This window comes from Pseudomonas farsensis (genome assembly GCF_014268805.2).
In the GTDB taxonomy this organism is placed as follows: Bacteria; Pseudomonadota; Gammaproteobacteria; order Pseudomonadales; family Pseudomonadaceae; genus Aquipseudomonas; species Aquipseudomonas farsensis.
The window spans coordinates 1219739-1242145 of sequence record NZ_JABWRF020000002.1; the positions used below are offsets into that span (position 1 = coordinate 1219739).

A 22407-nucleotide genomic window follows, 5' to 3' on the forward strand; every position below is an offset into this window, starting at 1 on the left:
CCGTTTGAGCACCATTCTCGAACCCGGGCAGATCGAAGCGTCGGCAGTCATGCCGCCGTTTCTGCATCTGCCGCCTGCCAACCTGTTTACCTTGCGTGCCACGCGCCTTGAGCACCTGGCCGCAGGCAATGCCCTCGGCGACTACCTGTTGCTGATGGCGCGGCTGTGCCGCATTCAGCAGCAGCTTGTGGATAACCCCCCGGGCGCGCTGCCTGTGGCCGATGAGCGCCAGCGCCTGTGTATAAGTCATGGGCTGCCGCCGCTGGCCGCTGACAGCCTGGTCCGCGAAGGGCCGTGGCTGGTGTGGTTGCAGGCGCTGCTGGAGCGGCTAGAGGCTGAACCCGAAGGCCCGCTGGGCGACGCGCTGGCGAGTTTGCGCGGTAGTGATGACACTCAGCGCAAAGGCTGGGGCATCGCCTTGCTCAGTGGCCAGTACGACGCTGTACCCGCGGCGCTGGTGCCTTTCATTGGCGCAGCGTTGCAGGCCGCCTGGGCCAGCTGGTTGCTGGCGCTGCCGCAGCCTGAACTCAAGCCCGCCGACAGCCTGGCGCAATGCCCGGCCTGCGGTTCACCGGCGATGGCGGGGGTGGTGCGCAACCGCGGCAAGCATAACGGCCTGCGCTACCTGGCCTGCTCGCTGTGTGCCTGCGAATGGCATGTGGTGCGGGTCAAGTGCGTGTATTGCGAGTCGAGCCAAGGGCTGCGCTACACCAGCCTTGAGGATGACCGCCATGCACCGGGCAAGGCGCCGCTGCGTGCGGAGTGCTGCCCGCAATGCCAGGGGTATCTGAAGCAGAGCTATCTGGAAAACGACGCCTACGCCGAGCCGCTGGCAGACGACCTGGCCAGCCTGGCGCTGGACATTCGCCTGGACCAGGAGGGCTTTCAGCGCCTGGCGCCGAACCTGCTGCTGGCGCCGGGGTAGGGTCTACACTGCAACACCAGTTTGCCTTGTTCGCCGGTTAAGCCCGCCCCTACAGGTTTACACAAAATTCTGTAGGAGCGGGCTTGTCCCGCGATCAAGGCCGCATCGACAACGGATCAGTCAAGGTAGTACCGAATGCCCTCAAGCCCTGCCAGCACACTGCGCCTGCCCTCCATCGACACCCTGCTGCGCCACCCCGCCTGCCAGCCGCTGCTCGACCGCCACGGCCGCGAAGCCACCTTGGCCACCCTGCGCCAGTTGCTCGACGACCTGCGCGAGCCCGCCCGCAATGGTGGCCTGAGCCCCGCCGAGCTTGCTGCTGAAATTCTGCTGGGCCGTGCCGGCGAACGTCTGGCCATCCAGCAGCGCAGCCAGGTACGCCGGGTGTTCAACCTCACCGGCACGGTGTTGCACACCAACCTTGGCCGCGCGCTGTTGCCCGAGGAGGCGGTCGAGGCGATGCAAACCGCCGCCCGCTACCCGCTGAACCTGGAGTTCGACCTGGCCACCGGCAAGCGCGGTGACCGTGACGACCTGATCGAAGGCCTGATCCGCGAGCTGACCGGCGCCGAGGCCGTCACCGTGGTCAACAACAACGCCGCCGCCGTGCTGCTGGCGCTGAACAGCCTCGGCGCGCGCAGAGAGGGGGTTCTTTCCCGCGGCGAGCTGATCGAGATCGGCGGCGCCTTCCGCATCCCCGACATCATGGCCCGCGCCGGGGTGAAGCTGCACGAGATCGGCACCACCAACCGCACCCATGCCCGCGATTACGAAGCCGCCATCAACCCGCGCACCGGCCTGTTGATGCGCGTGCATTGCAGCAACTACAGCATCCAGGGCTTCACCACCCAGGTGCCCACCGCTGAGCTTGCGCACATCGCCCACCAGCATGGCCTGCCGCTGCTCGAAGACTTGGGCAGTGGCAGCCTGCTCGACCTGACCCGCTGGGGCCTGCCTGCCGAGCCGACGGTACGCCAGGCCCTCGCCGACGGCGCCGACATCGTCACGTTCAGTGGCGACAAGCTGCTCGGCGGGCCGCAGGCCGGGATTATCGTCGGGCGCAAGGCGCTGATCGCCAAGATCAAGAAGAACCCGCTCAAACGTGCCTTGCGCGTCGACAAGATCACCCTCGCCGCGCTCGAAGCGGTGCTGGCGCTGTACCGCAACCCTGACCGCCTCGCCGAGCGCCTGCCCAGCCTGCGCCTGCTGACCCGCAGCCAAGCCGAGATCCAGGCTCAGGCCGAACGCCTGGCCCCTGAACTGCGGGCGCATTTGGGTGAGCAATGGTCGCTCAGCGTAGCGCCTGCATTGGGCATGATTGGCAGTGGCAGCCAGCCGGTGGCGCGTTTACCCAGTGCCGCGTTGTGCCTGCGCCCACTGGTGTCGAAGAAGCTGCGCGGGCGCAGCCTGCATGTGCTTGAACGGGCGCTGCGCGACTTGCCGGTGCCGGTGCTCGGGCGTATCGACGACGATGCCCTGTGGCTCGATTTGCGCCAGCTCGATGACGAGGCGCAGTGGCTGGCGCAATTGCCGGCGTTGCGCCTGGGGCCGGTGCAGTGATCGTCGGCACCGCCGGGCATATCGACCACGGCAAGACCGCGCTGCTGCAAGCCCTGACCGGCCAGGCCGGCGATACCCGCCAGGAAGAACGCGCCCGTGGCATGACCATCGACCTCGGCTACCGCTACGCAGCGCTGGCCGAGGGTGCGCCGCTGACCGGCTTCATCGACGTGCCCGGCCATGAGCGGTTTATCCACAATATGCTGGCCGGTGCCCATGGCATCGACCTGGTGCTGCTGGTGGTGGCCGCTGACGACGGGGTGATGCCGCAGACCCGTGAACACCTGGCAATCATCGAGCTGCTGGGCATCCCGCAGGCGCTGGTGGCGATCAGCAAGTGCGACCGTGTCGAGGCGCAACGGCTGGCCGAGGTGCAGGCGCAGGTCACTGCGTTGCTGGCGGCGGGGCCCTACGCCGGGGCACAGCAGTTTGCCTTGTCGAGCATCACCGGCCAGGGCGTCGATGCATTGCGCCATGCCTTGCAGGCTGCTGCTGGCAAGGTTCGGCGGCGCAGTAGCGAAGGTGGTTTTCGGCTGGCGGTGGACCGAGCTTTTGCGGTGTCTGGCGCAGGCGTGGTGGTCACCGGTACCGCGCTTGCCGGGCAGGTCAGTGCCGGCGATACGCTATTGCTCGGCAAAGCCGGCAAACCTGTGCGGGTGCGCGGCCTGCACGCGCAAAACCAGCCGGCGCTGGTCGCCCACGCCGGGCAGCGGGTAGCACTGAACATCAGCGGCGAGCGCCTGGCCGTGGAGCAGGTGCATCGTGGCGACTGGCTGCTGCCGGCATGGTTGCACGCGCCAAGCCAGCGGGTGGATATCGAGCTGACGCTGCAGGCCGATGAAGCCCGTGCCTTCGAACATTTCAGCGCGGTGCACGTGCACCTCGGCACCCAGGATGTGACTGCCCGCGTGGCGCTGCTCGAAGGCGAGCAACTGCGCGGTGGGCAACGCATGTTTGCCCAGTTGCTGCTCAACGCGCCGCTGCAGGCCGTGCACGGCGACCGCCTTGTGCTACGTGACCAACGCGCCCAGCACACCCTGGGCGGTGGCCGAGTGCTGGACCCGTTCGCCCCCAGCCGGCACCGGCGTTCGCCGGCGCGGCTGCGTCAGTTGCAGGTGCTGCGCGATGCCGAAACCCTCGAACAGGCCCTGCCAGCGTTGCTCGACAGCGCCCCGGGCGGCCTCGACCCGCAGCGCCTGGAGCGCCAGTTCAACCGGCTGCGCGAGAGCTGGCAGTTGCCGGGCGACGTGCAGGTGGTGGCCACGCGCCAGTGCCAATTGCTGTTTGCCCGCGCCCATTGGCTGGCGCTGCGCGAGCAACTGCTGGCGCGCCTGGGGCAGTTCCATGAGCAAGAACCCGACCAGTTGGGCCCTGACCGCGACCGGCTAAGGCGCTTCTGCGCCATGGCCCTGGAGCGGCCAGCCTTTGTCAGCCTGCTGGATGAGCTGCTTGGCGAAGGCGCGATCAGCAGTAGCGGCCCGTGGCTGCATTTGCCGCAGCACAAGGTGCAGTTGAGCGACGCCGATACTGCGCTGTGGGCGCGCCTTGAACCGCGTTTGCTGGCTGGCGAGTTCGACCCGCCGTGGGTGCGCACCCTGGCCGCTGAGCAAGGGGTGGGCGAGGGCGATGTACGTATGTTGTTGCGCAAGCTGGCGCGCCTGGGGTTGGTGCACCAGGTGGTGCGTGACCTGTTCTACCCCGAGGCAACCCTCACGTGCATGGCAGAGCGGCTGTTGCAGCAGGCTCAGGCATCGCCGATAGTGCAGGTGGCCGCGTTTCGCGATATGTTGGGCATCGGTCGCAAACGCAGTGTGCAGATTCTCGAATATTTCGACCGCCTCGGCCTGACCCGACGGGTCGGCGATCAGCGTCAAATCCGTATCGATAGTGCCCTGGCCCAGCAGCAGGCCAGGCACTGACAGACCAAGGAAGGCAATCGCGCCCGGTGGCGCGGCCGGGCTTCAAACCCGGTTGGGGACGGCATCCGTTCCCGGGCAGGTTCGACTCCCGCTGCCTTCCGCCACTTTCCGGCTGCACAAAAAAACGCCGTGGTTCGGCTTGCGCTTAAGCGCGTTCCCCGCACAGGTCCAGCGCCAGCCAGTGTTCGGTGGCATCGGCATCGAGCCCGGCACCGAGCAGTGCGAACAACTTGCCCAGCGCGGCCTCACGGGTCATGCCACCGCCACTGACCAGCCCGGTATCACGCAGGCGGCTGCCGGCGGCGTAGGTGTCGAACACCACCGAGCCTTCTGCGCACTGGCTGATTGCGACGATCACCACACCCCGTTGCCGCGCCGTATGCAGCGCATCGAGCAGTGCCTGGTCATCGGACGGGCCGGTACCGCTGCCGTAGCATTCCAGCACCAAACCTTGAATGCCGCTGGCGAACAGGCCATGCAGGTGCTCGGCGGCAAGGCCTGGGAACACCGGCATTACCGCCAGTTTTACCGGCGTGCGCGGCTGGCGATAGCCAAGGGCCGCGGGCAGCTCGGCGGCATGCTCGCCGTGGCGATGACGGGCCGGCGCGGTGAAGGCGTCGAACGCTTCGCTGCGCAGCTTGGCCGCGCGACAGCCATGCAGCAACTGGCCGTGGAAGTACAGTTGCACGCCGTTGGCAAGGCCCTGCTCGAATTGGCGCAGGGCGCCGACCAGGTTGTCCCAGGCGTCGCTGTCGGGGGTACCGGCAGGCAGCATGGAACCGGTCAACAGTACCGGTACCGGCAGGCCCAGCAGCAGGAACGACAAGGCCGCTGCGCTGTAGGCCAGGGTATCGGTGCCGTGCAGCACCAGCACGCCGTCGTGGCCACCGTGCTCGACCGCCTCGACGATGGCATCACGCATTGCCAGCCAGTTGGCCTGCTGCATGTTGGCGCTGTCGATCAGCGGGTTGAGTTCGAGCAGCGACCAGCGCAGTTGCGGCGCGTCGCTGAGCTGGGCCAGGTGTTCACGCATGCGCGCATCGAAGCCACCCGCCGGCGCCAGGCCTTGCGGAGTCTCCAGCATGCCGATGGTGCCACCGGTATAAAGGACGAGAAGGTTCGTGACTGGACGCATGGAAGCATTCCGTAGCCGAGGTGACGAGAAAAGTCAGCCGCCCACGAACGGGGCGGCTGGGGCAGGGGAGCGTATCAGCGCTGGGCTTGCGCTTGCACAGCGCTATTGTCAGCGACTGTTTCAGCCTGCGATGGGACAGGCCAGGCGGCGCGGTCCAGGTCCAGGTCGGCGAACTTGCTGGAGTCGAACACGGGTTGCTTGATGCCGGCTTTACGCTGCTCGTCGTAGTCGCGCATTACACGCAGGCCGACGTTGAACAGCATCGCCAGGGCGACCAGGTTGACGAACGCCAGGCAGGTCATGGTGATATCGGCGAAGGCGAACACGGTCGACAGGTCTTGCATCGAGCCCCATACCACCAGCGCCAGTACCAGGGCGCGGAAGCCCATCAGCACCGCACGGTTGCGGGTCAGGAACTGCAGGCTGTTTTCGCCCAGGTAGTAGTTGTAGAGGATGCAGGTGAACACGAACAGCGACAGTGCAACGCTGACGAACAGACGGCCCCAGTCACCGACCACGGCGGCCAGCGAGTTCTGGGTCAGGGTAATGCCGTCACCTTCGAAGCCTGGGGTGTAGAAGCCCGACAGCAGGATCAGCAGTGCGGTGCAGGTGCAGATCACGAAGGTATCGAGGAACACGCTGAACGCCTGGACCACGCCTTGCGCGCCCGGGTGTTTCACCGCAGCCACGGCCGCTACGTTAGGTGCACTGCCCAGGCCGGCTTCGTTGGCGAACACGCCACGTTTCACGCCCATTACGATGGCGCTGCCGAGCAGGCCGCCGAACGCAGGGTCGAGGCCGAAGGCGCTCTTGAAGATGGTTTCCAGCATGGCTGGCACGTGTTCGATCTGGGTGCCGATCACGTACAGGGTCACGCCGATGTAGGCCAGGGTCTTGACCGGAACCAGCAGGTCCGACACTGCAGCGATACGCTTGATGCCGCCGATGAAGGTGATTGCCAGCAGCACTGCCAGTACCAGGCCGGTGTGGCTTGGGGCGAAGTCAAAGGCGTTTTGCAGCGAGTGGGTCACGGTGTACGACTGCAGGCCGATGAAGGCGAAGCCGTAGGTGACCAGCAGCAGGATCGAGAACACGATCGCCATGCTCTTGCGCTTCAGGCCATGCTGGATGTAGTACGCCGGGCCGCCGCGGTACAGGCCATCGCCATCGGCGCGCTTGTAGACCTGGGCCAGGGTGCACTCGAAGAAGCTGCTGGACATGCCCACCAGTGCGGTGACCCACATCCAGAACACAGCGCCTGGGCCGCCGAGGGTTACGGCGATACCGACGCCTGCGATGTTACCGGCGCCGACGCGGCCGGCGAGGCTCAGCATCAGGGCCTGGAAGGAGCTCAGTTGGCCTGCCTGGCCGCGAAGGGATTCCTTGAAGACGCCGAACATGTGAGCAAAGTGGCGGAACTGCACAAACCGCGAGCGGAGGGTGAAGTAGCTGCCGAGTCCGACGATCAGCACGATGAGCACTTTCCCCGAGAGGAAGTCGTTGATTACTTCGAGCATTGAAAATGACCTCGATTCTTATTCTTCGTATGGAATGACCAGCGGATGGCAGGCACACCGCTATTCGTTAGCGCGCATGTTTGGCGATGACACCTGTAGTTACAATTTCGCGGGTTGCTCCGTTTTGGTGCGACCTGATGCTACAATGGCGTCATTCGCATCACCTGGACCTGGGCAACATGGCCGATCACTTCGCTGTAAACCTCAAATTGGCCTGTAGCCACTACCGCTCTATCTCGGAGGTTTGCCGTCAACTGGCAATCAACCGTGCGCAGTTCAACAAGTACCTGAGCGGGCAAAGCCGTCCGACGGCTTACAACCTCAAGCGCATCGGCGATTTCTTCGGTGTGGAGGATTACGAGCTGGGTTTGCCGCCAGAACACTTCGCCCGCCTGATCGGTGCGCGCACACCGAGCGAACAGCCGGGGCAGGCCGACGACCCGATCAGCGAGTTGTTCAAGCCGCTGCATAAAGAGGCCGGCAACCTGTCGCGTTACTGCGGGTATTACTTCGAGTATTCCAACTGCATGTCGGTGCCCGGCTCGATCCTGGTGTCGCTGGTGCACCTGCGCGAGGAGCGCGGCAGTTTTCTGTTCGAGCGCCAGGAGCGTCAGGAGCGCAGCAGCGCCAACGACTTGCACGCCGAAGTGCGCTGCCGCTACCTGGGTGCGGCGTTTCAGTTGCAGGACCGCATGTTCCTCATCGATTACGAGTCGCTGACGCTCAACGAGATGAGCCAGACCATTCTCATTCCAAGCTTCAAGAGCCGTATCAGCCGCCTGAATGGCCTCAAGACGGGGGTGTCCAGCGGCGACCGGCGTAACCCGGCCTGCACCCGCGTGGTCTGGGAATACCTCGGTGAGGAAATCAACCGCATCAATGCCTACCGCCAGGTGCGCCTGTACCGCCCGGACGATGTGCGCATCGACGACGACATCCGCGAACGCCTGAGTGCCGGGATGATCAGCAACGGCTTGTTCGAGATCGAGTAGCAGTGATTGTTTCGAGCGCCCTGTAGCGCCTCTGCTCGAGATTCCATGGTTTTGTACAAGCCCGCTCGCCACAACTATCTACCGTTTCCCAGAGGATTGGGTACAACCAGCAATGGTGCGCTTGAGCACGGCCTCTGTGGGAGATTCTATGGTTTAGGGCAAGTCGCTTTTGATTCTGTAGGAGCGGCACAAGGCCGCTCCTACACTGACCGCGTAGACGGCATCGATATGGGGATGGGCGAGCTCTGTGGGAGCTGGCGACAGCCTGCGATAGGGCCGGCACAGGCTTCACTAGCTGCTCCCTGTCGCCGCCGCGCGCTGCACCTCACTGCAAAATGAACGCCGCCACCGCCTCAGCCACCTGGTCCGCCACCTCGGGCCTGTCCCGCAGGTGCGCGGCAATCCCATGATCGCAATCAGTCAACATCAGGCATTCCACATGGGGCGCGGGCACCGAGCGCAGCAAAGCGTGGGTAACCTCTTCCGGTATCGGGCTGTAGCGCTCGACCCCAGCCATGCGCCGCACCCCGGCCGAGGTCCCCGGCCCTTGCCCGTGCACCCGGGAATTGAGCCCATCGTACTCGCCTATCACCAGCAGCACGCGGCCCTGAAACTGGCGCAAGAAGGCGTAGCTGTCGCAGTCCAGAAAGGCGAACGGCTGGCGGATCGCCGCAGTGAATGCCGGGCCGAACGGTGCGCTGTGCGCAGCATCCGGGTACACCGCCGGGCAGATCAGCACCAGCTTGCGCACGTTCGGGCGCTGTGCGGCAAGCTTCAGCGCGATGGCGCCGCCCAGGCTGTGGCCGATGACCGTATCGCTGCGGCTGCCCAGGTGCTGGTGAAAGCGCAGGGCTTCGGCGAGGTTGGTATTGAGCGAGGCGTCTACCGCGCCCGGTTCGCTGGCGCGGCTGTGGCCGGAAAGGTTGCCGGTCAGCGAGCCGATGCCCTGTTGCTGCAGGCGATACAGCAGCGGGTTGAGCCGGGTGAAGTCCGAGCGTGCACCGCCCACCACAAACACCGGCGCCACACGCTCATCGTTTGCGACCAGCAAACGGGCCTGCTGGCGGTAGCTGTCGAAATGTTCATCGATGAAGTGCTCTTTACCTGGAGCAGGCTCATCGAATTGCCAGAGTGGGCGCTGTGTGCTGCCCGAGGTATCGTCCATCGCCTGCTCCAGATAAAAACACGCCATATTTGAGGCACCGCGCAGGGGCTATATCAGGTAAACAAGCTCTTCAACCACTCCCCCAGCGGGTTGCCGGCACTGCTCAGCAGCTTCACCGCCATAACGCAGCACACCCCCACCAGCAGCGGCCTGATCAGCCCGGGGCCGAAGCGTACTGCGCAGCGCGCGCCCAGTTGCGCACCGACCACCGCAGCTGCCGCCATAGCCAGTGCCAGTGGCCAGATGATCGCGCCACCCAACGCAAATACCGACAGCGCGCCCAAATTGCAGGCGGCGTTAAGCAGCTTGCTTGTGCACACCGCTTGCATCAACTGCTGGCCCAGCAGCAGCACGCAAGCCAGCATGAAAAACGAGCCGACGCCGGGGCCGAACACCCCATCATAAAAGCCGATCACAGGCGCCACCGCCAGGCAGAACAGGCTGACGGTGATGCGCGCTTTGCGGGGCTGGTCCTGCAGTTTTGGGGTAAAGGCAAACCAGGCCGCCACCAGGATCAACAAAACCGGAACACAAGCCTGCAGCAGGGCGTAGGGCACCAGGCTGATCGACAGCGCACCCGCCGCGCCGCCGATGAACGCCATGAGCGCCATGGGCAGGCCGCTGCGCCATTCGATCATGCCTCTGCGGGCAAAGGCGGTGGTGGCGGACACAGTGGCCGAGGCGGCCTGGAACTTGTTGGTGGCGATGGCCGCCAGTGGGTCGATGCCGGCCAGGAACAGCACAGGCAAGGTCAACAGGCCGCCGCCGCCGGCAATGGCGTCGAGAAATCCGGCTAGCAAGGCTACTGCCGTCAGTATCAGCAGTACTTCAAGCCCGGGGGCCAGCGAAGGGTCCAACATTAAGGCGCTCCTGTTCAACCGCGTAGCGGCAGTGGGGTGTTCGTCGATGATCGAGGGCAAAGGCAGTAGCCGAACAGGCGCACCAACAGGGCGCGAAAGGCGTCGAACTGTAGCATCGACACGCGGCCCCGGGCAGTGCCTGAGCCTGATAAACCAGTCGGTGGATAAGGTGCTCGATGGGGGTACAAACAGTGCTGCATACCTTTAGTCCAGGCGGGGGCGCTGCGAATTATTGGCAGCGAGGCATGACGACTATTGGCGCTTGATCTTGCTGTGTTGAATAGTCAGAGCCTTCCTGCACGGCTATGAGCTGTTTCCTCATATAAGGAAAGATCTACCTAGGTTTAAAACACCACGCATACCCCACCCACGGGGCCGGGTTGCACTTCCCCCCGCACACACCGCAAAATGGCTCTTTCCTCCATCGATCTGACCGGACCTTCTGACTCTATGCGTATGCGCCTGATGCTGTTGGGTGGTGGCAATGCCCTCGGGCAAGCGCTTATTCGCCTTGGGGCCGAGGAAGACATCGCCTTCCTGGCGCCGCGTCCGCCTGAGGGCGGCTGGGATGCGGCCAGCCTGACGCTGCTGCTCGACGAGCAGCGCCCGGCCGCCGTGGTCAATCTGGCCTACTACTTCGACTGGTTCCAGGCCGAGTCGGTCAGCGAGCCGCGCCTTGCGCAACAGGAGCGCGCTGTGGAGCGCCTCGCCGAGTTGTGCCAGCACCACGAAATCGTGCTGGTGCAACCGTCCAGCTACCGCGTTTTCGATGGCTCGCGGGCCACGGCCTACAGCGAGAAGGACGAACCGGTCCCGCTCGGCCTGCGCGGCCAGGCGTTGTGGCGTATCGAGCAAAGCGTGCGCGCGACCTGCCCGCAGCATGTGCTGGTGCGCTTTGGCTGGCTGCTCGACGAAAGCCGCGATGGCTCGCTCGGGCGCTTCCTCACCCGCGCCGAACAGCCTCAGGAACTGCTGCTGGCCGATGACCGGCGCGGCAACCCGACGCCGGTCGATGATGCCGCACGGGTGATCCTCTCGGTGCTCAAACAGCTCGATTGCAAGGCGCCGCTGTGGGGCACCTACCACTACGCCGGCAATGAGGCGACCACACCGCTGGCGTTGGGCCAGGCGATCCTGACCGAGGCTGCCCATTGGCGCCAGCTGGCGGTGCAGGCCCCGACCGCCCAGGCCCATGCCGCCCGCCCGGATGCCAGCGAAGAACCGCAGCATGCGGTGCTGGCCTGCAAGAAGATCCTTCATACTTTCGGCATCAAGCCCCGCGCCTGGCGCGCTGGCTTGCCGCCCCTACTGGACCGTTTCTACCGACATGGCTGATGCCCCCATCCTGATTACCGGCGGTGCCGGCTTCATCGGCTCGCATCTGAGTGATGCACTGCTGGAAATTGGCCACACGGTGCGCATCCTCGATGACCTGTCCAGCGGCAAGCGCGAGAACCTGCAACTTGATCATCCACGTCTGACACTGATCCAGGGCGATGCCGCCGATGCCGCCTTGGTGGCACGTGCCGCTGAAGGTTGCCAGGCCGTGGTGCACTTGGCGGCGGTGGCCTCGGTGCAGGCCTCGGTCGATGACCCGGTGAAAACCCACCAGAGCAACTTCATCAGCACCCTCAACGTCTGCGAAGCCATGCGCCTGAATGGCGTACGGCGCGTGCTGTTCGCCTCCAGTGCCGCGGTGTACGGCAACAACGGCGAGGGCCAGTCGATTGCCGAAGACACGCTCAAAGCGCCGCTGACGCCCTATGCGGTAGACAAGCTGGCCAGCGAGCAGTACCTGGACTTTTATCGCCGCCAGCATGGCCTTGAGCCGGTGGTGTTCCGCTTCTTCAATATTTTCGGCCCGCGCCAGGACCCTTCCTCGCCGTATTCCGGGGTGATCAGCATCTTTGCCGAACGCGCCGTCAACGGCCAGCCCATTACCGTTTTCGGCGATGGCGAGCAAACCCGTGATTTCCTGTATGTGGGCGACCTGGTCAAGGTGATGGTGCAGGCCTTGGCAATGCCACAGGTTGAAGAGGGCGCGGTGAACATCGGCCTGAACCAGGCGACCTCGCTGAAGCAACTGCTGGCTGCGCTGGAAACCGTGGTCGGCAGTCTGCCTGCGGTCAGCTACAGCCCGGCGCGCTCGGGTGATATCCGCCATTCGCGTGCTGATAACAGCCGCTTGCTGGCGCGCTTCGAGTTGCCTGAACCAACCCCGTTCGTTGATGGTTTGGCGCGGTTGCTCGGCAAAGGCTGACGGCCTAATCGCAGGCTGTCGCCAGCTCCTACAAAGGACTGGCTGGCGAGGGGGCCCCCACAGAGCCCGCTGCGTGGCGAACAACCCGGCGCCGGCAGCCTTGGGCTTCAACCGCCGCGCCATCCTGCGCACGAACCTGCAGCCTCTCAAGCGGCTGCCCGCGCCCATCGACCAGTTCTGAGCGCGGCTCCCCGCTGCTGAACAGGTACTGCTCCCCCCACTGGCGCAGGCCGACGATTACCGTAAACAAGGCACGCCCCTTGTCGGTCAGCACGTATTCCTTGTACGCGCTGCCATCGGAGGCCGGTTGCTGATCCAGCAACCCAGCCTCGACCAGCGACTTGAGCCGGTCCGCCAGAATGTTCTTCGCCAGCCCCAGGTTCTTCTGCCATTCGCTGAAGCGGCGCAGCCCATCGAAGGCATCGCGCAGGATCATCAGCGACCAACGATCGCCGATCACGTCCAAGGCACGGGCCACGGGGCATTGCTGGTTATTGTCGTCGAGCATCTGAATATCCGCGGGTGACTTTGGTTGCAGATTAAAACCACATTTGCTAGAAAGCCAGTCTGTGGTTTCAATTAGCAACCAGATTGTCAGGAGTGCCTTCATGACCGATGTTCCGCTAAGCCGCGGCTTGACCCTGTTACTGGCTGCTGCCTGCGCCCTGGCGGTCGCCACTGTGTACTTCGCCCAGCCCCTGCTCGCGGCCATGGCGCTGAGCCTGGGTGTACCGCTGGCGCGTGTCGGGCTGGTGGTGGGCGCAACCCAGGCGGGGTACGCCGTCGGGTTGCTGCTGATCGTGCCGCTGGGCGACTTGCTCGGGCGCAAACGCCTGATCCTCACGCAACTGCTGGTCGCCAGTGGTGCGCTGCTGGCCGTGGCGCTGGCCCAAGGCTGGGCGATGCTGCTGGCGGCGATGGCCATGGTCGGGCTGATGGCAGTGGTGGTGCAGGTGATGGTGGCGCATGCCGCTACTTTGGCGAGCCCGGCGCAGCAGGGCCAAGCGGTCGGCACAGTGACCAGCGGGATCGTATTGGGCATTTTGCTGGCGCGGCTGGTGTCCGGCGTGTTCGCTGACCTGCTGGGCTGGCGCGGGGTGTATGTTGGCGCAGCGGGGTTGGCGCTGCTGATGGCGATGCTGCTTGCATGGCGTTTGCCGGCAACGCCCGCCGCCAGCGCCGGCCAACGTTATCGTGACCTGCTGCTGTCGACCCTGAGGCTTTACCGTGACGACCGCCTGCTGCGCCAACGTGGCTTGTTGGCGTTGCTGATATTCGCCGCGTTCAGCGTGTTGTGGTCGGCCATGGTGCTGCCGCTGACGGCGCCTGCGCATGCGTTGAGCCCCACCCAGGTTGGCTTGTTCGGACTGGCCGGTGTGGCCGGCGCCCTGGCGGCGTCCCGCGCCGGACGGCTGGCAGACCAAGGGCACGGCCCGCGCACAACCGTTCTGGCCTTGGCGTTGCTGACGCTTTCCTGGCTGCCCAGCGCGATGCTTGACCACTCGCTGCTGGCGTTCATTCTCGGCGTACTGATGCTGGACCTTGCGGTGCAGGCAGTGCACGTCACCAACCAGAGCCTGTTGCTGGGCGGGCGTGCGGCGATGGCCAGCCGGCTGATTGGCGCTTACATGTGCTGTTATTCGGTGGGCAGCGGCCTGGGGGCGATGGCTGCAAGCTGGATGTATGAAGCGGCGGGGTGGCCTGCGGTGTGTGGGCTGGGCGCGGCTATCAGCGCGTTGGCGTGCATCTGCGCGGTCCTGCAAAACAAAAAGCCCGCAGCAATGCTGCGGGCTTTGTAGGAGCGTTCTTACCTTACGGCCAGAAAGTCGCTGCCTATCAGAACTTGTAGCCGAGACCGACCATGTACACCCATGGATCGACGTCGACGTCGACCTTGGTGCGGCCTACGCCCAGAGCGCTCGGGCCATTCATGGTGGCCTGGGTGTCGATGTCGACGTACCAGACGGCGGCGTTGAACAGCAGGTTTTCGGTCAGCATGTAGTCCATGCCCAGTTGGCCGGCCAGGCCCACCGAGTTTTTCAGCTTCAGGTTGCTGAAGCCTTCGCTCTTGCGCTTGCTGCTCAGGTCTTCATCGAAGAACAGGGTGTAGTTCAGACCAACGCCAGCGTATGGCTGGAACTTGGAGGTCGGTGCCATCGGGTAGTACTGCAGCGACAGGGTTGGCGGCAGTTGCTTGATGTCTGCCAGCTTGCCGTCCAGGCCTGCGCCGAGGCCTTTGACGCCTACAGTGTGCTGGAACGGGGTAGCAGCCAGCAGCTCAAGGCCGATGTGGTCGGTGAGCATATAGGCGAAGGCCAGGCCCAGTTGGGTGTCGCTGTCCAGGGTTGCCTTGGTGCCCGGCACTTTGGCGCCATCGAGCTTGATATCGCTGCTGTTTTCGTTCGGCGCGGTGGTGATGGCGCCGGCGCGGAGGATGAAATCTCCCGCCTGGTGGGCGTGGGCAACGGGCGCTGCGAGCGCCAGGGCAACGAGCGAGGCGCCGAGCAAGGACTTGTTCATGGAAGCTCCCAAAGGACGTAAGTAATCAAGTAGTCCAATGGTACGGAGCCGCCTAAACAGAATGTTTGACCCAGCTCAACGAAGCAGCATCACAGCCGGGGAACCTTTCTCATTTCAGCTCATAGGCGTAGATTTTTTCGGCTTCCATTTGATAACCGGCCTCGGCCAGCTCGCTGCTGGAGGCTTTGACGCGCAGGGTGCCTTCGATCCAGTACGGCTGGTAGAGGTCTTCAACGCGCACGCCCATCTCGCTGACGATGTGCACAATCTGGTTGGACGGCGGCGGCGGCACGTGGATGCAGGCGCCGTAGTACGGCACCAGCAGAAACTCGGTGGTACGGCCTTCTTCGCTCACCTCAAGCGGCACGATGTAGCCGGGCAGCTTGACCACCTGGCCATCCAGCGCCTTGACCACCGGGGCGGCCGGCGCCTGCTGGTGCGCAGCCGGCGCGGACTCGGCAGCCAGCGCGTTGCCGATCTGCGACAGGTCGTGCAGCGGCGCCAGTTGCGGGGCAATCACTGGCGCGCCCTCGGGGATCAGCGCCGGCCAGTCCAGCTCGCGGGGCTCGCCGGCCCAGCACAAGGCTGGCAGCAACAGCACGGCCAGCAACCACCCGACATAGGAGCGGGCTTGCCCCGCGTACACAGGCAAGGCCGGTGCCATCAAGACTGGCCCCAGCGCGGGGCAAGCCCGCTCCCCCAATAACTGCTCTCGCTTAGCCATGGCCCATCCTCAAAGGTGAATCGACAGGCCATCGGCCAGCGACTGCCGATAGGCGCGCCAGGCCGGCACGCTGCCCATCAGCAGCGCGGCGCCAAGAATGATCGCCAGCAGTGTCCACTCATGGGCGCTGGGCCAAGCCAGCGGCAGATACAGCCCGTAGTTGGCTTGCACATACCCTTGGGCCAGGGCGATACCGGCATACAGCAAACCCAGCCCAGCGCCGATACCCGCCAGCGCCAGGGCCAGCGCTTCAAGCACCAGCAAGCCTGCGATGTGCCAGGGGCGTGCGCCCACCGAGCGCAAGATGGCCATTTCCCGGCGGCGCTCGTTGAGGCTGGTGAGGATGGCGGTGAGCATGCCGATCAGCCCGGTCAGCACCACAAACAGCGACACCACGAACAGCGCCTGCTCGGCAGTGCCCATCAGGCTCCACAGCTCCTGCAAGGCCACCCCCGGCAGAATCGCCAGCAACGGCTCGTTGCCGTATTCGTTGATTTCACGCTGCACGCTGAAGGTGGCGATCTTGTTGTTCAGGCCCAGCATGAACGCGGTGATGGCCGCTGGTTGCAGGTCCATGGCCCGCGCCTGCTCGGCACTGATGCGCCCTGCGCCGCGCGCCGGCACGCCGTTGTGCCAGTCGATATGGATCGCTTCCATGCCTGCGAGGCTGATATGCAGGGTGCGGTCCACCGGGGTGCCGGTGCGTTGCAGCACGCCGACCACGGTGAAGGGTTTATCGTCGTGCTTGACCAGGCTGATGGCCGCTACGCCGTGGGCCAGCACCAGTTTGTCGCCGAGCTTGTAGTGCAGCGCCTCGGCCACTTCTGCGCCCAGCACCACGTCGAACGGGTTGTCGGCAAAGGGCCGGCCCTGGCTCAGTTGCAGGTGCTGGCGGCGCCCGTACTGATAGTGCTCGAAGTACTCGCCGGTGGTGCCCAGCACGCGGTAGCCGCGGTGCGAATCGCCCAGCGAGATAGGGATGGCCCACTTTACCCGTGGGTCCTTGGCGATGTGCTGGTAGCTGTCCCAGCGGATATTGTTAGTGGCGTTGCCGATGCGAAATACCGAATACAGCAGCAGGTTCACCGAGCCCGAGCGTGCGCCGACGATCAGGTCGGTGCCGCTGATGGTGCTGGCAAAGCTGGCGCGGGCTTCGGTGCGCACCCGTTCGACAGCCAGCAACAGGCACACCGAAAGGGCGATGGCAAAGGCTGTGAGTAACGCGGTGAAGCGGCGGTTGGCGAGGCTGGCCAAGGCTAGGCGGAGCAGGTACATCAGGCCTCCCGGGGCTTGGCGGCGCGATTGAGTTCGGCCAGGGACAGGTGGCGGTCGAACAGCGGCGCCAGGCTTTGGTCATGGCTGACGAACAGCAGGCTGGAGCCGGCCGCGCGGCACTCATTGAACAGCAGGCCAATGAACGCCTCGCGGGTGTCGGCATCCAGCGCCGAAGTGGGCTCGTCGGCGATCACAAGCTCCGGTTGGCCGATCAGCGCGCGGGCGGCGGCCACCCGTTGCTGCTGGCCGATCGACAGGCTGCCGGCGCGGCGCGCCAGCAGGCCAGGCTGGTTAAGGCCAAGGTGCTCAAGAAGGTGCGCAGCGGCCTGGTCGATGCTGCCGTGGCGCTGGCTGGCGCGTGCGGCGCGGCTTTTCGAGAAGCGGCAGGGCAGCTCGACGTTTTCGCGCACCGACAGAAACGGCAGCAGGTTGAACTGCTGGAAGATATAACCGGTGTGGTCGACCCGAAAACGGTCGCGGGCGCCCTGGCTCAAGCTGGCCAGGTCCTGGCCGAGCAGGCGGATGCGGCCCTGGCCTGGGCGGTTTACCCCGCCCAGCAGGCCAAGCAGGGTGGTCTTGCCGCTGCCGCTTGGGCCTTTGAGGAACAGCGCCTCGCCGGCCTCAAGGCGAAACTGGGCAATGTCCAGCAGCGGCGCCTGGCCCGGCCAGGCGAACGTCACATCCTCAAGCTCGATCAGCGCCTGGCCCATTCAGAACGCGACCACGGCCTTGGCGGCGGTGGCTTCCAGGCCTTTCTGGCCGTTCGGGCCGATCAACTGCACATTGATTTTCTGCGTCTGCGCGAAGGCTTTGAACAGGGGGGCGAGGTCAACCTGGGTGAGCTTGCCCGGGTTGCTGCAGGCCAGTTGGTAATGAGCATTGATGTCGGCGTGCTGATGGCCGTGTTCATGTTTGTCGCCCTCGGCAGCATCACCGAACAGCGGGCTTTCAAGCGCTTGCTGATCTTCCTTGCAGCCGGCCGCCTGGGCCAGGTTGAACAAGGCCAGCGGTTGCTCCAGTTGTTTGCGCGCGGCGGCGACCTTGGCTTTGTCGGCATCGCTGGTAGCGGCATGCTCGAAGCCGACGATGTTCATCGCCGGGCTGTCCAGTTCCAGTTCCAGGGTATTGCCGTCGAGCACCACGTTGAGTTTGGCTACGCCATGCTCGTGGGCGGCAAGGGTGCCGTGGTCATGATCGTGTTCGTCGTGGGCATGGGCCACGGCCAGGGGCAGCAGGGCAAAGGGCAGGGCGAGCAGCAGACGACGCATGAACAGCTCCAGAAGCGGCTTGGACAGTTTTAGTAATGTTATAACAACTTTTTGGCGTATCGCCACCCCGCCGTGCACAGGTTTCATGTTGCTGTAGCATGCCAACTTTGACCCGTATGCAAAGGAACACTTCATGAGAATTCGTGGACAGATTGGTGACTGGCCGGTGGACCTGACCATCGAGCTGGACCCCGCGCAATGGGCGCAGCTGGCGCGTGGGCTGCAGGCGCATGCGCCTGCGGCAGCGCAGACCCCGGCCCCAGCTGCGGCGCAACCTGCTGCCCGCGTGGACGATGGCCACTGGGCGGCCGCTTGTGAGCTGCTGCGCCAGGCCGGGCGTATCAACGGCCCCGAGCTGCTGGAGCGGTTGGAAACGCTGACCGGCAGCACGGCAAGTGGCAAGCGGTTGCTGGTCAGGCTGCGACATTGCGCGCAGGTGCGCGTGCAAAGCGGTACCGATGCCCCTGTTTATTGCTGGCTTGGCTGACCGCAAGCCGCCTCAGACCTGTCATTTTTGTCAGTTGTCCGGCCGAGTTCGGCGGTGCTATCAGTATGCCTACCAACTCGGAGGCATACGTTCATGGACACAGAAGACTCGCAAATACCTGACCCCGTGGTGCCAAGATCCATCATCTGGTGGTACATCAATGCGCGGTTCAATGGCCGTCATGTCGATGAGTACTGTGCCTCGCAGTGGGTGGGTGACCATACGGGCAGCGATGACCTCGATCGCGTCCATTTCGATCGGGTCATAGAGGCGGGCCTGCATTGGGAGGTCGCTGATACCGTGCTGTCCCGGCCCCTGATGTTGTTCAATTCGCCATACTGCAGCCCGGGGAAAGTGGAAGTGCGCAGGCAGGTCCTCAGCGATACCATCACTCAGTTGGCCATGGACCTGGGAGACCACATCAGAAGTGTCAGGGAAATTCAGGTTGTCGACCGCACAGCCAACCGTTATCTGTTCCAGGAGTTTCACCTCGACGCTTTCGTTGGGGTCTTTGGCGAGGATGGCCGCGTCAATATCAAGGTTTCCAAAGGTTCGCGGTTTTATATGGCTTACCTGGGGGCAGCAGCCTTCGAGCCGGACGAGGCTGCTGCACTGGGCTACCGTCAGCGATTCGAGGCACTGCCAGACTCACAGCGGTTGGTGAGGCTGCGCCATGTTGAGCTGACGCCATTCAACAACGCTTACTACGTGGTTCCTGCTCACTTCTACGTGCGCAAGGCGTCGGACAAAACCGACTGGTATTGGTTGTATCTGGCTCGCGATGACGGAGAGGACGGGCTACTGCCCACCCAGAGGTCTTCGGGCCTCCCGGCCTCGCCGATCAACAACCTGCCCTCGGTCTACCATTACCATTCGGCGGGTGCCAGGAATGGGGGCCTGAACAATGAGCTCTCGTTCAAGGACCCCTTAGCAAGCGCCATGGATGAGTTTATGCAGGTGCTGTACCCAGTCGATACCCTGCTCTTCAAGTCCGTTGTCGTGCCCGATCAAATCGTAGACCACGCCATGGAAGTTCTCTACGACTACCCTTGGGGCGCCGGATCGACGCTCAAGTATGTCCCGGTTGCCGCACGACAGCATACTTCACCCTTGGTGAAGATGGTGAGCGGCGTGCGTCAACGCACCCTCATGTCTGTAATGCCGCATACCGGGGGCACGCTGAGCTGGACATTCCAGGGTAAGGCCCACGGCGCCCTTGATCCGCATGGCGATGCCTGCTGGTATTGCCCGCCGGATGATCCTGGGGAGCCGCACGACACATCAGGCAAGACCTTGCGAGCTTGCATGCGCAAGACTTCTGGATTTTCTCCGGTAGTGATCGACAAAGTCGTGTCTGGCACCCCCGGCAACCCGGTGATGTCCACCTATGTAGTGCTCAATGCCAGTCCGACGCATTATCTGCGGGTCGATGAGCGGGGGTACCAGGTTGGGCTGACACTCTGCTACCTGAACCGGCGCGGTGAAGAGGTTGTCGTTGCGCCCGCAGACATCGAGTGGCGTGTGCTGGACGGCGGCGGTGTGATGGATGCTTCCGGGGCGTTCACCCCCGGAAGTGACCAACCGTTCTCCGTGGTGCTGGCGATCGAGAAGGATGATATTCGGCTGTACTGGGCCGTGATCATCTTGCCGCTGCCGCTGAAAAGCGTTCGGGAGTTCGTTACCATGAGCAACAAGGTGAGTTGAGCGCGTGTGACAGTGGGCTCGCCGGACAGCGTTCGAGCCCACCGCGCACCTTCAATACATTGCAGCGAACAGCTTGCGGCGATAGCTGCCGACCAGCGGATTATCACCGCCGAGTAGTTCGAACACCTGCAACAATGCCTTGTGTGGCAGGCCGTTCTCGTAACCGCGATTGCGCTGGAACAGCTTGAGCAGACCGTCCAGCGCGGCTTCATACTGCTGGCGCGCCAGTTGCTGGATGCACAGCTGGTACGCCGCCTCGTCATCCTGCGGGTTTTGCGCCAGGCGGCTTTTCAGCTCGGCAGCCTCTGGCAGGCTGGCGGCCTGGCGCAGGAAGGTCAGTTGCGCCTTAGCGCCGGCCAGGGCGGCCTTGTGCTCGTCGCTCTTGACTGCGTCCAGCACCACTTGCGCCTCGCCCAACTCGCCGCGTTCTGCCAGGCAGCGGGCATACAGGATCAGTGCTTCGGCGTTGCTGTTGTCTTCACCCAGCAGTGCCTGCAGCAGCGCTTCGGCTTCGCTGAAGCGGCTTTCGGCAAACAGCGCCTTGGCTTGTTCCAGCGGCGTGGCGGTGGGCGGTGCCGGCATTTGCACGTGCGGTTCGAGCATGGCGCGGATGCCCGATTCAGGCTGGGCGCCGGCAAACCCGTCGACCGGCTGGCCATCCTTGAACAGCACCACGGTCGGCAGGCTGCGAATACCGAACTGCGCTACCACCTGCTGCTCGACATCGCAGTTGATCTTGGCCAGCAGCAATTCGCCCTGGTAACCCTCGGTGATTTTCGCCAGCAGCGGCATCAGAGCCTTGCACGGGGCGCACCACTCAGCCCAGAAATCGACCAGCACCGGCTTGTGGAACGAGTTCTCGATGACCAGTTGCTGGAAGCTGGCATCGGTGGCATCGAAGATATACGGCACATCGTTGGTAACAGGTGCTTGGTTCATCGTGACTCTCGCAAAACGGTGAATGGCATCACTATAAAGGCTCGCGGCTGGCGTGGTACAGGCTGACCCGGCGGAATTCGTGCGGTTCGGCAAGGTCCGGCAGGGTCAGCGCATCCAGTGTGCCGAGCGAGCGGTAGAGCGGGTGGCTGAAGTCGCGCACCCGCGAGTCCGCCACCAGCGCCTGTCGGGCGCGGCTTAGAAAATGGTCGAGCAACGGCAGGTTGGCGCGGTCGTACAGAACGTCGGCCACCAGCACCAGGTCGTAGCGGTCGGCCTCGGCAAAAAAGTCGCTGCTGTAGCTCAGTTTCACACTATTGAGCGCAGCATTGGCCCGGCAGGCTGCAAGCGCCAGTGGGTCAAGGTCACAGGCCACGACCTCAAGGGCGCCGGCACGGGCAGCAGCAATGCCGGCAATGCCGGAACCTGCGCCGAAATCCAGCACCCGCTTGCCACGCACCCACTCGGGGTGGCGAGCCAGGTACCGGGCCATGGCCAGGCCGCTGGCCCAGCAAAAGCTCCAGTACGGTGGCTCTTCAAGAATGCGCCGGGTTTCTTCGCTGCTGAATGCCCGGTCCATGTTGTGCTCGTCGAGCAGCCACAGCTTGAGTGCGCAGTCAGGCAGCGCACTGATAACCAGGCGCGCTTCACCAATCAGGCCGCTCAGGGCCTGTTGCAAGGCGAGCGGTGCCATTTACGGCGCCTGTTCGAAGCGCAGCGGGCCAGTGGCCTGGGTTTGTGCCTGGGCGATCGGTTGCGGCGGCAGGTGCATGATCAACTGGCCGGATTGGCTGGCGCGGCCGCGCAGTTCGACCCTGGCCCCGGCCGGGAAAGCTTCGGGGTTGAAGCGCAGTTGATAGGGCAGGGCCTGGCCGGTGCCGGTCAAGGTGCTGCTGGCGAGCAGTTGCTGCGGGCGGCCACGTTCATCAATGACCAGCAGCGCAAGTTCCACGGTAGCGCCGGCAGGGATTTCCAGCAGCGTGCCGCTGAGCTCGCGCTGATATGCCGGCAGCGGGCCCAGTGGCACGGTTTTGCTGGTGGCAGTTTTAGCTGGCGCCGGTGGTGCAGCCGGCTCGGTCTTGGGCCGGTCGCTGCCGCAGGCGGCAAGCAGGGCGGCGCAGCACAGCACGACGAGCGCTCGATGATGCATGAATGTGAGT

General features: G+C 64.4%; 22 protein-coding genes and 1 tRNA gene. 10 read left to right on the forward strand and 13 right to left on the reverse strand.

What is annotated here, in order from left to right:
• Positions 1 to 4: 4 nt before the first annotated feature.
• From fdhE to HU719_RS14830, 4 genes are all read left to right on the forward strand, one after another.
• Entirely contained in the window at positions 5 to 925 is a 921-nt protein-coding gene (fdhE, locus tag HU719_RS14815) for a formate dehydrogenase accessory protein FdhE (protein WP_186534761.1), read from the forward strand.
• Positions 926 to 1060: 135 nt separating this feature from the next.
• On the forward strand, positions 1061 to 2485 hold the full coding sequence (selA, locus tag HU719_RS14820) for an L-seryl-tRNA(Sec) selenium transferase (RefSeq protein WP_186534704.1): 1425 nt from the start codon (positions 1061 to 1063) through the stop codon (positions 2483 to 2485).
• Entirely contained in the window at positions 2482 to 4404 is a 1923-nt protein-coding gene (selB, locus tag HU719_RS14825) for a selenocysteine-specific translation elongation factor (protein ID WP_186534762.1), read from the forward strand. The genes selA and selB overlap by 4 nt, the downstream gene beginning before the upstream one ends.
• Positions 4405 to 4412: 8 nt before the next feature.
• A tRNA-Sec gene (locus HU719_RS14830) sits at positions 4413 to 4508 on the forward strand.
• Positions 4509 to 4549: 41 nt separating this feature from the next.
• Here the strand turns inward: HU719_RS14830 and HU719_RS14835 are convergent.
• Both HU719_RS14835 and HU719_RS14840 read right to left on the reverse strand, forming a co-directional pair.
• Positions 4550 to 5539: an asparaginase gene (locus HU719_RS14835; protein ID WP_186534705.1), complete on the reverse strand. Its 990-nt coding sequence runs from the start codon at positions 5537 to 5539 to the stop codon at positions 4550 to 4552.
• 74 nt (positions 5540 to 5613) lie between these two features.
• Positions 5614 to 7056 (reverse strand): alanine/glycine:cation symporter family protein, encoded by a 1443-nt coding sequence (locus HU719_RS14840; RefSeq protein WP_186519412.1) that lies wholly within the window; start codon positions 7054 to 7056, stop codon positions 5614 to 5616.
• Positions 7057 to 7235: 179 nt separating this feature from the next.
• Here HU719_RS14840 and HU719_RS14845 point away from each other — a divergent pair, with 179 nt between their 5' ends.
• Positions 7236 to 8048 (forward strand): helix-turn-helix domain-containing protein, encoded by an 813-nt coding sequence (locus HU719_RS14845; RefSeq protein WP_186519416.1) that lies wholly within the window; start codon positions 7236 to 7238, stop codon positions 8046 to 8048.
• Between the two features lie 325 nt (positions 8049 to 8373).
• On the opposite strand, the gene HU719_RS14850 is transcribed toward HU719_RS14845, so the two are convergent.
• Both HU719_RS14850 and HU719_RS14855 read right to left on the reverse strand, forming a co-directional pair.
• Complete coding sequence (locus tag HU719_RS14850) at positions 8374 to 9213, reverse strand: alpha/beta hydrolase (RefSeq protein ID WP_186534706.1); 840 nt, start codon at positions 9211 to 9213, stop codon at positions 8374 to 8376.
• A 53-nt stretch (positions 9214 to 9266) separates the two neighbouring features.
• The gene (locus HU719_RS14855; protein ID WP_186534707.1) at positions 9267 to 10073 is read right to left on the reverse strand and encodes a TSUP family transporter; all 807 of its coding nucleotides are present in this window, start codon (positions 10071 to 10073) and stop codon (positions 9267 to 9269) included.
• A gap of 450 nt (positions 10074 to 10523) precedes the next feature.
• On the opposite strand from HU719_RS14855, the gene HU719_RS14860 reads away from it, so the two are divergent.
• Both HU719_RS14860 and HU719_RS14865 read left to right on the forward strand, forming a co-directional pair.
• On the forward strand, positions 10524 to 11408 hold the full coding sequence (locus HU719_RS14860) for a sugar nucleotide-binding protein (RefSeq protein WP_186519896.1): 885 nt from the start codon (positions 10524 to 10526) through the stop codon (positions 11406 to 11408).
• Positions 11401 to 12333 (forward strand): NAD-dependent epimerase/dehydratase family protein, encoded by a 933-nt coding sequence (locus tag HU719_RS14865; protein WP_186534708.1) that lies wholly within the window; start codon positions 11401 to 11403, stop codon positions 12331 to 12333. The genes HU719_RS14860 and HU719_RS14865 overlap by 8 nt, the downstream gene beginning before the upstream one ends.
• Before the next feature lie 28 nt (positions 12334 to 12361).
• Here the strand turns inward: HU719_RS14865 and HU719_RS14870 are convergent, their stop codons facing one another.
• Positions 12362 to 12841, reverse strand: a complete 480-nt coding sequence (locus HU719_RS14870; RefSeq protein WP_186534763.1) for a winged helix-turn-helix transcriptional regulator — start codon at positions 12839 to 12841, stop codon at positions 12362 to 12364.
• Positions 12842 to 12941: 100 nt separating this feature from the next.
• Here HU719_RS14870 and HU719_RS14875 point away from each other — a divergent pair, with 100 nt between their 5' ends.
• Positions 12942 to 14132, forward strand: a complete 1191-nt coding sequence (locus HU719_RS14875; protein ID WP_186534709.1) for an MFS transporter — start codon at positions 12942 to 12944, stop codon at positions 14130 to 14132.
• Positions 14133 to 14169: 37 nt separating this feature from the next.
• On the opposite strand, the gene HU719_RS14880 is transcribed toward HU719_RS14875, so the two are convergent.
• The 5 genes from HU719_RS14880 to HU719_RS14900 all read right to left on the reverse strand — a co-directional run bounded on the left by HU719_RS14880 (position 14170) and on the right by HU719_RS14900 (position 18120).
• Positions 14170 to 14853, reverse strand: a complete 684-nt coding sequence (locus HU719_RS14880) for an OmpW/AlkL family protein (protein ID WP_186519892.1) — start codon at positions 14851 to 14853, stop codon at positions 14170 to 14172.
• 109 nt (positions 14854 to 14962) lie between these two features.
• Entirely contained in the window at positions 14963 to 15517 is a 555-nt protein-coding gene (locus HU719_RS14885; RefSeq protein WP_186534764.1) for a DUF3299 domain-containing protein, read from the reverse strand.
• Positions 15518 to 15586: 69 nt separating this feature from the next.
• The gene (locus HU719_RS14890; RefSeq protein ID WP_186534710.1) at positions 15587 to 16852 is read right to left on the reverse strand and encodes an ABC transporter permease; all 1266 of its coding nucleotides are present in this window, start codon (positions 16850 to 16852) and stop codon (positions 15587 to 15589) included.
• Positions 16852 to 17562, reverse strand: coding sequence for an ABC transporter ATP-binding protein (locus HU719_RS14895; protein WP_186534711.1), 711 nt, complete (start codon positions 17560 to 17562; stop codon positions 16852 to 16854). Before HU719_RS14895 ends, HU719_RS14890 begins: the two co-directional genes overlap by 1 nt.
• Entirely contained in the window at positions 17563 to 18120 is a 558-nt protein-coding gene (locus HU719_RS14900; RefSeq protein ID WP_186534712.1) for a DUF2796 domain-containing protein, read from the reverse strand.
• Positions 18121 to 18253: 133 nt separating this feature from the next.
• Here HU719_RS14900 and HU719_RS14905 point away from each other — a divergent pair, with 133 nt between their 5' ends.
• Complete coding sequence (locus HU719_RS14905; RefSeq protein ID WP_186534713.1) at positions 18254 to 18607, forward strand: hypothetical protein; 354 nt, start codon at positions 18254 to 18256, stop codon at positions 18605 to 18607.
• Positions 18608 to 18700: 93 nt separating this feature from the next.
• Positions 18701 to 20311, forward strand: coding sequence for a hypothetical protein (locus HU719_RS14910; protein ID WP_186534714.1), 1611 nt, complete (start codon positions 18701 to 18703; stop codon positions 20309 to 20311).
• Positions 20312 to 20362: 51 nt separating this feature from the next.
• Here HU719_RS14910 and trxA read toward each other — a convergent pair whose 3' ends face one another.
• The 3 genes from trxA to HU719_RS14925 are packed head-to-tail and all read right to left on the reverse strand — an operon-like array spanning position 20363 to position 22397.
• Positions 20363 to 21250 (reverse strand): thioredoxin, encoded by an 888-nt coding sequence (trxA, locus tag HU719_RS14915; RefSeq protein WP_186534715.1) that lies wholly within the window; start codon positions 21248 to 21250, stop codon positions 20363 to 20365.
• A 31-nt stretch (positions 21251 to 21281) separates the two neighbouring features.
• On the reverse strand, positions 21282 to 21941 hold the full coding sequence (locus HU719_RS14920; protein WP_186534716.1) for a class I SAM-dependent methyltransferase: 660 nt from the start codon (positions 21939 to 21941) through the stop codon (positions 21282 to 21284).
• Positions 21942 to 22397 carry a YbaY family lipoprotein gene (locus HU719_RS14925; protein WP_186519884.1) on the reverse strand — a complete coding sequence of 152 codons (456 nt, stop codon included), beginning with the start codon at positions 22395 to 22397 and terminating at the stop codon, positions 21942 to 21944. It abuts the gene before it with no gap.
• Between the last annotated feature and the right edge of the window lie 10 nt (positions 22398 to 22407).